Source organism: Paraburkholderia phytofirmans OLGA172, from assembly GCF_001634365.1.
Taxonomy (GTDB): domain Bacteria; phylum Pseudomonadota; class Gammaproteobacteria; order Burkholderiales; family Burkholderiaceae; genus Paraburkholderia.
Genome location: NZ_CP014578.1, coordinates 4496746 through 4509353, shown reverse-complemented (window position 1 = coordinate 4509353; position 12608 = coordinate 4496746). Strand labels below are relative to the sequence as shown.

9 protein-coding genes, 1 tRNA gene and 1 riboswitch are annotated in these 12608 nt (G+C 61.2%); of the genes, 3 read left to right on the top strand and 7 right to left on the bottom strand.

Annotated elements, in window-relative coordinates; genetic code table 11:
* Positions 1–30: 30 nt before the first annotated feature.
* Together AYM40_RS19935 and AYM40_RS19930 are read right to left on the bottom strand one after the other, a co-directional pair.
* Positions 31–384, bottom strand: a complete 354-nt coding sequence (locus tag AYM40_RS19935) for a hypothetical protein (protein ID WP_063497686.1) — start codon at positions 382–384, stop codon at positions 31–33.
* A 196-nt stretch (positions 385–580) separates the two neighbouring features.
* Positions 581–1630, bottom strand: coding sequence for an oxidoreductase (locus tag AYM40_RS19930; protein WP_063497685.1), 1050 nt, complete (start codon positions 1628–1630; stop codon positions 581–583).
* Between the two features lie 431 nt (positions 1631–2061).
* Here AYM40_RS19930 and AYM40_RS19925 point away from each other — a divergent pair, with 431 nt between their 5' ends.
* The gene (locus AYM40_RS19925; RefSeq protein ID WP_063497684.1) at positions 2062–4152 is read left to right on the top strand and encodes a UvrD-helicase domain-containing protein; all 2091 of its coding nucleotides are present in this window, start codon (positions 2062–2064) and stop codon (positions 4150–4152) included.
* A 122-nt stretch (positions 4153–4274) separates the two neighbouring features.
* Here the strand turns inward: AYM40_RS19925 and AYM40_RS19920 are convergent, their stop codons facing one another.
* Positions 4275–5153 (bottom strand): c-type cytochrome, encoded by an 879-nt coding sequence (locus AYM40_RS19920; RefSeq protein WP_063497683.1) that lies wholly within the window; start codon positions 5151–5153, stop codon positions 4275–4277.
* Between the two features lie 296 nt (positions 5154–5449).
* Between AYM40_RS19920 and AYM40_RS19915 the strand changes: the two genes are divergently transcribed.
* Positions 5450–5525: transfer RNA gene (locus AYM40_RS19915), tRNA-Arg, on the top strand.
* Positions 5526–5975: 450 nt separating this feature from the next.
* On the opposite strand, the gene AYM40_RS19910 is transcribed toward AYM40_RS19915, so the two are convergent.
* The 3 genes from AYM40_RS19910 to AYM40_RS19900 form a co-directional block, all read right to left on the bottom strand.
* Positions 5976–6683: an HNH endonuclease gene (locus AYM40_RS19910; protein ID WP_063497682.1), complete on the bottom strand. Its 708-nt coding sequence runs from the start codon at positions 6681–6683 to the stop codon at positions 5976–5978.
* A complete protein-coding gene (locus AYM40_RS19905; RefSeq protein ID WP_063497681.1) occupies positions 6680–8029 on the bottom strand; it encodes an AAA family ATPase in 1350 nt (449 codons plus the stop codon). Before AYM40_RS19905 ends, AYM40_RS19910 begins: the two co-directional genes overlap by 4 nt.
* Positions 8030–8617: 588 nt before the next feature.
* The gene (locus tag AYM40_RS19900) at positions 8618–9637 is read right to left on the bottom strand and encodes an NADP-dependent oxidoreductase (RefSeq protein WP_148662212.1); all 1020 of its coding nucleotides are present in this window, start codon (positions 9635–9637) and stop codon (positions 8618–8620) included.
* Positions 9638–9804: 167 nt separating this feature from the next.
* A riboswitch (yybP-ykoY riboswitch) is annotated at positions 9805–9976 on the top strand.
* Between the two features lie 100 nt (positions 9977–10076).
* Between AYM40_RS19900 and AYM40_RS19895 the strand changes: the two genes are divergently transcribed.
* Positions 10077–11087: a sodium:calcium antiporter gene (locus AYM40_RS19895; RefSeq protein WP_063497679.1), complete on the top strand. Its 1011-nt coding sequence runs from the start codon at positions 10077–10079 to the stop codon at positions 11085–11087.
* A 165-nt stretch (positions 11088–11252) separates the two neighbouring features.
* Here AYM40_RS19895 and AYM40_RS19890 read toward each other — a convergent pair whose 3' ends face one another.
* Positions 11253–12311: an HAD family hydrolase gene (locus AYM40_RS19890; protein ID WP_063497678.1), complete on the bottom strand. Its 1059-nt coding sequence runs from the start codon at positions 12309–12311 to the stop codon at positions 11253–11255.
* Positions 12312–12608 lie beyond the last annotated feature (297 nt).

Below are 12608 nucleotides of genomic sequence, written 5' to 3'. Positions count from 1 at the left end.
TGCTTTGCTGCAGTGCCGGAACCCGCGCGATTATTCGCCGATGGCGTGCGCCGCGTTGTCCAGTTCCTGGTTCAGCACGCGCTGTTCGTCGCCGGACAGGCCGCCGCCGTGTTGAGCGGCCATGTCGTGGGCTTCCTGGCGGATCACGTCCAGACGGTGATGCAGGGCGCCGCCTTGCGGGGGCGGGTAGTACCCTTGGTTGACGTGAGCGTCGATGCGGCGGCTCAGGTTGTCGATCCGGCCATTGACCTGGTTGAGGCGCTGATCCGCGATCTGCTGCGGATTAGGGCGCGGCGCCGGCGCGGGTTGCTGGGGCGCCACCACGCAGGCGGCGAGGGAGCTGAGCAATGCGCATGCTGCTACTGCGCGGACGATACGGGGCATGGACTCTCCGGAAGTCGTTGTCGTTTTGTGGTGCTACTGGGGTAGCAACGGATTGCTGGGGATTCGCGCTGACCGCGGAGGCGGGGTTATTTGTAACGTTATGTTCCTTTCGGGGCTGTCAGGCTCTTTGCCTTTGGCGGCGGCATGGTTCGCATGCCACCGCCGGATAGCCAGAAAGCGCCCCTTAGGCAAAAAGTCAGCGAAGACGCTCAAACGGCAGCCGGACGCCTTCTTCCGAACTCCGGGCGGCAAGCTCGATGATCGTCATCACGTCGACCGCATCCTGAGCGCTGACCGGGAATTTCACGCCGTTCTGAATGGCATCCGCCAAGGCAATATAAAAGCCGACGTATTCCCCATTGCGCGTAGGCACCGCCCGCTCCACTTCCTGATCGCCTTCGAGCGCGCGCAGCACCCCCGCCGCATTGCCGGCGCCGAATCCCTCGTCGCCGGGCCGCAAGCCGGCTTTCAACTGATCTTCCTGCGTATCGAGCCCGTATTTCACATAGCTCCCCTGCGTGCCGTGAATCGCAAACCTTGGCGCGACTAGCGCAGTCAGTGCGCTTGCATGCAACACCACTTCGAACTCGCCGTAGCCAAGCTGAATATGCACGTAGTCCGGCGCGCTGGCCTGGTCGCGATGGGTCCGAACCGTCGCGGACACGGTTTGCGGTGCGCCGAACAACGCCAATGCCTGATCGATCAGGTGCGGCCCAAGATCGAATAGCAAACCGCCGCCGCGCGAGGCTTCCTCGCGCCAACGCTGCCGAACCTCCGGCCGGAAACGGTCGAAATGCGATTCGTAGTGCGTGATGCGCCCCAACTCTCTGCCGGCCAGCAGATCCCGCACGGTCAGAAAATCACCGTCCCAGCGGCGGTTGTGAAAGGGCACGAACCGCTTGCCCCGGGCGAGCGCGATGTTCGCGAGCGTGTGGGCGTCGGCGGCGGTCAGCGTGACCGGCTTGTCGACCACCACGTGCTTGCCCGCCTCCAGCGTGCGGCGCGCCAGGTCGAAGTGCGTGTCATTGGGCGTCGCGATCACGACGCAGTCGATTTCCTCGAGCGCCAGCAGGGCGTCGAGATCGGCCACCACCTTCGCGTGCGGGTAATCGGCCAGCGCGTGCTCGGGCTGACTCGTCGCGATGGCCGCGATGCTCGCTCGCCCGCAGTGCTCGATCACCGGCGCATGAAAGGTCGCGCCAGCAAAACCGTAACCCATCAATCCAATCTTCAGCGATGCGGACATGCGTGTCTTCCTGCAAAAACGGCGCGCCGTTTTGCCACCGCGGCGACGGCGCGCAACAGCGTAATTGTGGCATGTCCCGAAGGCGGGCTGTCAGCGTTGGCGAGGGCGGTTGTCGGCGGTGCCTGTCCGGCGGCGCTCGGGCGGCAGTTGCAGCCGCGTTCGGGGCAGCCCGGTTGAGCGTCCGTTTTTTGTCGTCGGGCGAGCTGCCATTGCGGCCCCCTTTCCTGGCCGTTCGACAGCGCGTCTGTCGCGGCATCAGCATCGGGCATCCGTGTTAACATCGCTCCTCTCGCGCGGATCGCAGCGAGCCGGAACGCCCCTCACACCGAGGCGCGCGAGCCAGCCGCCCGTACCGCGCAGCATGCCCCCGGGCCTTCGGTCTCGCGATTCCGCACCCAAGCGCCCTCAACCGCATTAGCCATCCACCGACGATGTCCGCAGGCCTGAACCCCGCTCAAAATGAAGCGGTCCGTTATCTTGACGGTCCGTGTCTCGTGCTCGCCGGCGCAGGCAGCGGCAAGACGCGCGTGATCACGCAGAAAATCGCCCACCTGATCGAGGCCAAAGGCTTCGAGCCGCGCCACATTGCCGCCGTCACGTTCACGAACAAGGCCGCGTTGGAAATGCGCGAGCGCGTGGGCAAGCTGCTCGAAGGCAAGACGCTCACCACGCCCGGCAAGGAAGGCCGTAAGGTGCCCGTCAACCAGTTGACGGTCTGCACCTTCCACTCGCTCGGCGTGCAGATTCTGCGGCAGGAAGCGGAACACGTCGGTTTGAAGCCGCAGTTCTCGATCATGGATTCGGACGACTGCTTCGGCATGATCCAGGAGCAGGTCGGCTCGACGGACAAGGGTTTCATCCGCAAGATCCAGTCGATCATCTCGCTGTGGAAGAACGGCATGGTCATGCCCGAGCAGGCGATCGCGATTGCCGCGAACGAGGACGAGCATCAGGCCGCGATCGTCTATCGCAACTACGTGGCGACGCTGCATGCCTATCAGGCGGTCGATTTCGACGACCTGATCCGTCTGCCTGCTGAACTCTTCGAGAAGAACGAGCAGGTGCGTGACCGCTGGCAGAACAAGCTGCGCTATCTGCTGATCGACGAGTATCAGGACACCAACGCGTGCCAGTACGAGTTGGTGAAACTGCTGGCCGGCAAGCGCGCGGCGTTCACGGCGGTCGGCGACGACGATCAGGCAATCTACGGCTGGCGCGGCGCAACGCTCGAAAATCTTGGGCAGCTCAGCAAGGATTTTCCGAAGCTGCATCTGATCAAGCTCGAACAGAACTACCGTTCGACAGTGCGCATCCTCACCGCCGCGAACAACGTGATCGCGAACAACCCGAAGCTGTTCGAAAAGAAGCTGTGGTCCGAACACGGCATGGGCGACACGATCACCGTCACGCCTTGCAACGACGAAGAGCACGAGGCCGAGTCCGTCGTGTTCCGCCTGTCTGCGCACAAGTTCGAGCGGCGTGCGAATTTCCGCGATTACGCGATCCTGTATCGCGGCAATTTTCAGGCGCGCATCTTTGAACAGGTGCTGCGTCGCGAGCGGATTCCGTATGTGCTTTCGGGCGGGCAGTCGTTCTTCGACAAAGCCGAGATCAAGGATATCTGCGCGTATCTTCGGCTGATCGCGAACGCCAACGACGATCCCGCGTTCATCCGCGCGATCACCACGCCGCGCCGTGGCGTTGGCAATACGACGCTCGAAGCGCTCGGCTCGTTTGCGGGCCAGGCGAAGGTGTCGCTATTCGAAGCGGTGTACATGGGCGGCATCGAGGCACGCTTGTCGCCGCGTCAGATCGAGCCGATGCGCGTGTTCTGCGACTTTATGCAGCGTCTCACCGATCGCGCCGAGAAGGATGCCGCCGGCACGCTGCTCGACGAACTGATGGACGCGATTCACTATGAAGCGTATCTGTACGACGCGTTCGACGAACGTCAGGCGCAGTCCAAGTGGCAGAACGTGCTCGAGTTCATGGAATGGTTGAAGCGCAAAGGCACCAAGGCTGAGGCCGAAGGTTCGGAGAAGAGTGAGGCAACTGGCTACGACACCGCCGACGGCCTTGGCGACACTGGCAAGAATCTGCTCGGCCTGATCCAGACCGTGGCGCTGATGTCGATGCTCGAGGGCCGCGAAGAAGATCCGGATGCGGTACGGCTCTCGACCGTGCATGCGTCGAAGGGGCTGGAGTATCCGCACGTGTTTCTGGTGGGCGTTGAAGAAGGGATCATGCCGCACCGTGGCGGCCCCGACGACGAGCCGATCGACGACGCGCGCATCGAGGAGGAGCGCCGTCTGATGTACGTTGCGATCACGCGGGCGCAGCGCAGCCTGCATCTGAACTGGTGCAAGAAGCGCAAGCGCGCGCGGGAAACTGTGGTGTGCGAGCCGTCGCGCTTTATCCCCGAGATGCTGCTCGACGACGCTCCGCCGCCGACGCCCGAAGAAGCGCCGATGTCGCCGAAAGACCGGCTCGCGAGTTTGAAGGCACTGTTGCAGAAGCCTTGAACGTTGGCGCGAACGTGAGCGCATGCGCGGTTTCCGTTCGCTCGCTCACACATAAAAAATCCCTGCCCGTGTCGCCACGGTGCAGGGATTTTTTTTGTTCTGCGACAACCGCAGAAAGCGCCTTATTTCGCCGCGCTGATCATGTAGTCGACGGCGGCCTTCACGTCCGCATCGGAAGCAGTCGAGCCGCCTTTGGGCGGCATCGCGCCCTTGCCGTGCAGTGCGTAGTTGTAGACCGTGTCGATCGGGTCTTTCAGGCGCGGCGCCCACGCTTCCTTGTCGCCGAACTTCGGTGCGTTCAGCACGCCGGCCGCGTGACACGCCTGGCAAACCTGCTGATACAACGCCTTGCCAGCTTGCGAGGCGTCCGCGCTTTGTGTCCCGCCTGCTGCCGGCGCGGCCGCTTGCGGCACGCTTGCAATGGCTGCCATCGCGGCAGCGGCTTGTGCGGCGCCTGCGTCCGAAGCACCCGCTGGCGCCGCGGCGGTCGCACCCGCTGCCGGCTGCGCCGGTTCAGGGAAGCTTGCACCGGAATTGTTCGCCATATAAGTCACTGCGCGGGCGATTTCGAAGTCGCTGTAGTCGTCCGGACTGGTGCCGCCACGCGGGGGCATCGCGCCCTTGCCGGCGAGCGCCGTGTGCCACAGCGTGTCGAAGCCCTGCGCAATGCGCGGCGCCCAGTCGGCGGTATTGGTGAATTTCGGCGCGCCTGCCGCACCCGACGCGTGACACGCGGAGCAAACGGCCTTGTAGACCTCTTCGCCGCTCTTGTAGACGCGCGGCGCATTGGCGTCGCGGATGTCGACCTGGGCGAGGGGCTTGATACGGGCGCTGACTTCGGCTTCGGAAAGACTGTCGGTGCCGGCGCCAGTGCGGGTCGAATTATCGACGTAGATCACTAGCAGAACGATGATGACGATCGGTACCGCAAAACTGGCAATGATCGCGGCAATGAGCTGCCCGGGGGTTTTGATTGGGGCTCCGTGTGGTGCTTCGCTCATGCTTGTCTCGTCTCCGTGGGTATGTGAGCGGTACAGCGTGACGGCAACTTCTTGTTCTTTAATCAGGCACGGAAGATTATAGACGCAACATTTCGGCGGCGGCGAGGGGCGCGGCGAGGTGTTCAGGAGGCGTTTACCCGCATCGTGGGGCGCGGCCGGTATCGGCCGGATGACGGGCAGGAGGCGCACAATCCCGTCATATAGGCCGCCCGGTGGACGGTTTGGCCGAAACCGGGTATCCTTTCGGTCTCGCTTTGGCGTCGCTCCTGCTCAGGTTGCCGCGCTTTCGTGTTGAAGCGCCCGTAGCTCAATGGATAGAGTACTGCCCTCCGAAGGCAGGGGTTGCTGGTTCGATCCCAGCCGGGCGCACCATCTGGTTTTCCGCAGAAATCCCCCGAAATCCTGAAAACCTCCGCCAGATAAGGCGTTGTGGGAAATTTGCGTCCGGGGAAAGCCAAGCAGATCCTGGAAAACCCGGCGGTTGCATGTGCCCGGCTGTGTACCCCAAAATGGTTCTTCCTCGACGACGAAAATGCGGCGAATTTTCAAACTTGCTCGATCTCGAACTGATGTTCGCATGAGGTTGGGCTGCGGGTGCAGTGGTCTGTTGGATGGTCGCTGCACAGGCGAAAAAGAAGGAGCGGTAACTGCCTTCGGCATTCCTCGGATGCCACTCCGTTGAAGTTGCATTGCCCGTTTTGTGGCAAACCGACCGCTTCGTGCCATTCTCCGCCCCTCAATCACCCGCAGATCGGCGATGAACCGACAAAAATTCGTGCTGCTTCGTGCCAACGGGCAACAACTCTACCTAACGGCGGCTTACTACGGCAGCACGCGGGGCACAGCCCGATACCCGTTGGCAGCGTCGAAGCAGTGTTTCGCTGTGCCTGGAATGCGGTCCAGGATGCGCTCAAGCATATCTGGGTCGTCATGGAAGACCGTCATCCAAATGGACCAGTAACCCTGTATTTGCAACACAATCTGGGCGCGCATTTGCGGATAATCAAATTGGGCTAAATTCAGTTTCGATAGCTCGGCGATGTCCCAGGCCTCTCGCCGGTTGTTCCATCGACGGTCGGATGCCTCTGTTTCCTGCTCGTGATCAGTAGGAACCTTGTCCAGTCCGACTAGCTCGACGATGTTTTGGGCCCGAGTATGTTCGGTGCCAGGCGCGGCCTCGACAAGTCCTCCCTGCTTGTAGATCAAGGCAAGAAAGGTGTTGTCCCGATCCGGCCAAAGGTGGTCGTCGAGGTCGATATCGTGGTTACTTTTTGTGCTGTTGCAGTTCGTGCATGCGAGCAGGAAGTTTTCCCAGTTGAACTCGCGAGTCGGGTCGTTGGTAACAGCGCCTGGTGGTTTTTTGGGCTGGACATGCTCCACGGCCAGGCTGGAATCGAGATGCTGCTCGCAATACGAGCAGCATTCTCCGAGTCGCTTGATGAGCTCACCGCGCGCCATTGAGTATGTACTGAACGCAACCTGATTTCCCTCGTCGTCAGTGGGCCAGGCTCCGCGCACCACCGGCCTCATGCGTCTTTCCTCGTGGAACTCGTCTCAGGAGCACCATCGATTCCAGAAGCCATGCGCTGCATCTCCAGGAAGGCGTGGTAGGCCACGTTGTCACTGAATGGGCCAGATAGCTGATCGAGTCGCTGCTTGACCTGCGCCTTCAGCTCCTCACTTACGTCCTTGGGAGTCTCTTTGAGTAGACGAAAATACTCCAGCGCAGCGTCATACATTTTCTGGTAGCGCTCTCCACGCTGAGGCACCGGGACTTTCATCACATCTTCAACGATGTCTTCGATGGACCGATTGACGTACTTTGCGTCCGAAGCGGGCGCGGCAATACCATCTGGGATCGACTTCGCCTGAGCAGGCTTCAGGCCGCGCCCCAGGTCAATGACTTCTCCGGGTTCCAGCGATTGCAAGATGAACGGAGAATGCGTGGAGACAATAAACTGCAGCTCGGGAAACGCGTGCTTCAGATCCGCGACGACGCGGCGTTGCCATTTGGGATGCAGGTGCAGATCGATCTCGTCGATTAGAACGATGCCTTGTGTCTTTAGCGCGGCTTCAGCGCCGAAGTGCGGGTTCAAACGTGAGGCGCGATGGGCAATGTCGGCAATGATCCCGATCATGTTTCGATAACCATCGCTCAAATCGTCGAATGGGATCAGACCTTCGTGGTCTAGCTTGACCATCAGGTGGTCGTATCCAATGTCGAAAAAGAAACCATGTGCCCCCGGGATACACGCCGTCACCGCGTTGGTGACGGCGTCCAGCGCCGGTATCTCAACTCGCTTCTGTAGTCTTGAGAGGGACAGACGTTTGAACCATTTCTCAAAGGCCTTGTGATCCGATTTCGGGTCAAGGCAATACCGGTAGCCCATGAGGCGGGACGCCGGCTGATCCGTCTCGATATCGTCGTGTTTGTCCCAGAGGCGGCCTGCGCCATAATACAGAAGCAGTGGCAGATCGACGTCCGACTGCTTGGTCACGCGATCACGCGCCTCCTTGCCCTTTCTGACAAGAGTCTTTGCTTTGCCGCCACGGTCGCCGAGATCCCGCCGCCATTGAGTGCGCTCGTTGCCCACTGCGGCCGTAGCCTCCAGCCAGACGTCGGTGGTAGGCTCGTAGAAGACTTGGCCTTCGATCTCCTTGTAGACGGCATGCGCATCGGTATTCTTGATTGTGCCTCCGCCGGTCGTGAGTTTGCCGCCTTGAAAGTAGGTATTGAGCAGCATCGCCAGTGCGTCGAGTACCGTCGTCTTGCCCTTCCCGTTATTGCCAATCAGGACATTGAACTGGGGGTTGAACTGAAAGAAGGCCTCCTCGTACCTGCGAAAGTTGTGCAGCACCAGTTCGGAGATTTTCATTGCCTATTGCCTTGGTAATCGCGGACTTGAGAACTCGCTTGGGCTTATGGCGCACTCGTGCGGAAGCGCGGCTAATCTACATCGACTGACGGCGAGAGCCTGGATCGCCGCCAACAGTTGGCGAAATCGTGCCGTCTTCGCTCCTGGCTGATCAGGCATCCCCTCGGCTGAGGGTGTAACGAATTCTACCCACTTTAGATATTCGATTTGCGAAGCTCCGAGTTCTCAGCAGGTTATCGCCACACATCGACCCAAATAGCCGAAGCACGGCTGCGAACGAACGGATACTCGCTGCCAAACCAGGCTAGAACTGCGAGGCTCTGAAAATGCACGATACGACATACGCGGAATATTGCTTGGGGACAGTTGCCCCGCTTGCTTGCGGACTGAGCGCAGTGCTGCTACCAAGGGTCGTCAGCTAGATATCGGCACTGCGAGTTGCGTCGCGTACGAGCGTGTCCGTGGACTGCAGGGCGGCCTGCGCGGGCAGACCGCAGATCTTCCAGGCGCCATTACAGGCGTCGGAACCGTCGGCTTTTCCGGCCCACCGTCGTCACGACGGTCTGCCATCCGCTTCATCTCGCCCGATCACACCCTCACCAGCAGCTTCCCAAGATTCTTCCCTTCGAACAGACTGTTCAGCGCATTCGGCAACGCGTCAAACCCATCGACATATGTCTCCTGATAAACGATCTCCCCGTTCTTCACCCACGGCGCGACCGTCTGCAGCATCTCGTCCATCCGATGCGTGAAGTCGCGCGCCAGAATCCCCTGAATCGTCGCGCGCTGAAACAGCATGTGCTGCAGGAAGCGCGGTGCAAGATCCGGTGTGTCCAGCCCGCCGTCGTATTGAGCGATCGCCCCGCAGATCACGATCCGCGCGCGGCGCTTGATGAGCGGAATCACCGCATCGGTGACCATGCCGCCCACGTTGTCGAAATAGACATCGACGCCGCCGGTCGCCGCTTGCAGCGCTGACTGCAAGCCTTCGAGCGTGGGATGCGCCCGATAGTCGACTGCGCCGTCGAGCTTCAGCGTGTCGGTCAGAAACGCGCACTTGTCCGGGCCGCCCGCGATCCCGATCACGCGGCACCCTGCACGCTTGCCGAACTGCGCGACCAGCGAGCCGACCGCGCCCGCCGCACCAGACACGACCAGCGTATCGCCCGGACGCGGCTTACCCGCTTCCATCAAACCGAACCATGCGGTGCGTCCCGGCATGCCGAGCACGCCGAGCGCGGTCGAAACCGGCGCCGCGTTGGGGTCCAGTTTGGTCAGTTCGCTGTGATGGCACTTGGCGTACAACTGCCAGCCGCTATAGGCCGACACCCAGTCGCCCTGCTTGAACAGAGGGCTCGCCGACGCCACCACTTCCCCCACCACACCCGCCCGCTGCACGATGCCGAGTGGATGCGGCACATCGTAAGTATTACGTTCGTGTTGCTGGATTCGAATGTACGGATCGACGCTAATGATGCGCGCCCGAATGAGCACCTCGTTGGATGACAACGTGTCGTCGAGTTCGCTTTCGCGCAACTCGTAATGCTCATCGCTCACTCGTCCTTCGGGACGCTTGACGTAAAACCACTGACGATTTTGATAATTCATTTGAAGACTCACTGCTGTCATGGACGGTGAGCGATCTTACCAGTGGGACCGTCGCACCCTCGCGCGCCCGACGCCGCATCACGGACGCACGCAAGCAAAGAAGCCGACAGGCGCCCGAGCATGCACCAGATCCCAAGCTTGTTGAAAGCTGCGCATCCCGTTAGAATTCCCCGGTCACTGGGGAGTAGCCTTCCTTCATCCATTGAAGGAGAGCGCGTCAACATACTTGGCCTGCGGGTCATGGCGCGTTCGACCGGGTCGGTTTGGCGAGACCATTGGCGCACTGCTTCGTTCTGGTCGGACGGGTCGCGGTGCGTCATTGGTTCGTCACTTACGTCCGACCGCGGAGTTGCCCTGTGAAATATCGTTGTGCCCTGCCAGTCTCGCCGCTTACCCGGCCGTTGTGCCGCTTCCCCCTTGCATCTGCAAGGAGCCGCACATGACCGGCCTCCTGTTCCAACTCGCCATCATGCTGGTCGTCATTCTGGTGGCGGCTGAGCTCTTCACCAACGCACTCGAACATCTAGGCGAGCGCCTGAAAATCTCCGAGGGCGTGACGGGTTCGCTGTTCGCGGCGGTCGGGACCGCCTTGCCCGAAACTCTCGTCCCGCTGCTTGCAATTGCGGGCGGCACGGCCGATAGCGCGGTCAATCAGGAAATCGGCGTCGGCGCGATTCTCGGCGCGCCGCTCATGCTCTCAACGTTGTCCACCTTCCTGATGACGCTCGCGATTCTCGGCTCGCGCGGCGCCGGCGGTTGGGTCACGCCGGAACGCACGGGTTTCACGCGCGATCTGAACTTCTTCCTGTGCGCTTTCGTGCTGGCGGCCGCGGCGATGTACGTGCCGCACGAACACATGGTCGTGCGGGCGCTGTTCAGCGTGGCTCTGGTCGGCGTGTACATCACCTATGTGGTGATGACGTTCCGCGCATCGACCAAACTGGTCGACGCCGGCCACGGCACCGAAGCGCCGGGCAAGATGCTGCTGTCGCGTCTGAGCTTGCCCACCAACCTCGCGACCATCGCGGTGCAGCTGGCGCTGGCGGTTGCATTGCTGGTGTGGGGCGCGGAAGGTTTCATCCACGGGGTGCGGGGCGTGTCGCAGGCGCTCGGTGTCTCGCCGCTGCTGCTGTCGCTGCTGATCATTCCGATCGCAACAGAGTTGCCAGAGAAGGTCAACAGCATCCTGTGGATTCGCCGTGGCAAGGACACGCTGGCGTTCGGCAATATCACCGGCGCTATGGTGTTTCAGGGCACCTTGCTGCCCGCAATCGGAATTCTGCTGACGCCGTGGACGCCGCGCGTCGAAGTGGTGACCGGCATCGTGATTACACTCGCCGCAGCCGCGTGGCTGAGGATCAACGTGCGCGCGCGCGGCGTGCCGGTGTGGGCGTTGCTGGTGTGCGGCGTGCTGTACGCCAGCTATCTGGTGATCACGCTGACCCGCTAAGCGAGTGATGAAAGGCAGGAAGACTGCGGCAAAAGCCACCTTGGCGCGGCCTTCCTGACAAGCTGATTAAATTGGACCGCGCCGAAGCCGAAGCCGAAGCCGCAGCGAAAACCTTGGCAAAAGCCGCCGCGATGACTAAAGCGAGGGCCGAGCCAAACGCCACCCTTAATTGGACGATACCGCAACCGTTGCCGTGCTATCCGGCTTGAACACGGTCTTCCAGTCGTCCTTCATATCGACGACGAGCCAGCCTTTCTCACCGGCTTCGTCCAGTCCCCTGTCGAGCTTGCCACTTTTCGCCGTGCGGTCGTACGCATACTCCCGTTCGCCGTCGGTGTGATGCAGCAGCGCCGCGAAGCGCGGGCCGTCGCCGGCCGAGGTCCATTCGAGCATCGGCACGTCGCTGTCCGCGTTGCCGAACGCAATCACTGGACGCCTGCCAATCACGCGGTCGATGGCGAGCGGTTTGGCCGCTCCATCGACGAGATTGTCGACTTGCGCAAGTCGGGTCAACGCAACGGCACCGTTCGTCTGGCTGTACTTGTATCTGACAGTGCTGCCGATCACCTGCTCGGGCGGAATGCCGTACACGCGCTGCGCCATGTCGCGGACGAACTCGACATCGTCGCCCGTCACCAGATAGGTCCTGAAGCCGTTTGCGCGCAGATAGCCGAGCAACTCGAGCATCGGCTGATAAGCGAGGTCGGCATACGGGCGGTTAAAGTGCGGGTCGCTCGCGGAATCGAACCATTCGTGCACAAGCGCAGCGAATTGATCGCTAGTCATGCCGGCATGCGCCGCCGCCAGCAGTCTCATCGAGCCAGCGTCGCCGCTCGCCGCGGCACGCTTCAGATTGCCTCTCAAAATTGAGCGGAACGGTTCCTGCCGTCTCCATTCCGGATGCCGGCCGGCCACTGTCTTCGCCCGTTGCAGCGCGAACACCAGTTGCACCGAGGCGGGTTGCTCCGGCCACAACGTGCCGTCGTTGTCGAACACGGCGATCCGGTCTGCGCGTGCGACGAAATTTTTCGACTCGGGCGTGGTGACCAGCGTGACGAAATCGACAATCGAGCGTTTGGTCGCGGTGTCGTTCCATGACGCGAGGGCTGCGGCGCTCGATGCGCCGGCCGGCGACCCGCTCGCGTCGTAACGAGGCGTAGCGGTGCAAGCTGAAAGAACCACAACGGTGAAAGCAACGCAGTACCGGTGCATTGTGCGAATCATGAATGCCTCATCAAAAGCGGTGGGTCGAATCTAAAGCGAGCGCAAGTCTAATAGGACGCGGTGGTTGTTGCAGCCCATTCTGTGGATTTTTTCAGCGGCGGCGTCAATGCCGTAATTTGCAATGCCATATGCCGCTATGCGAATTTCCACAATTATGCAGAACAAATGCTCAAAACTATGGCAGAAGTGTGGAATAAGAATGGCGACCAAAATATAACTCGATCGGAAATGACGTAATTTTTCCCGTGTTACAAATTTATCTCTGTAATCTGCTGAAACGTTTGCTACCATTCCGCC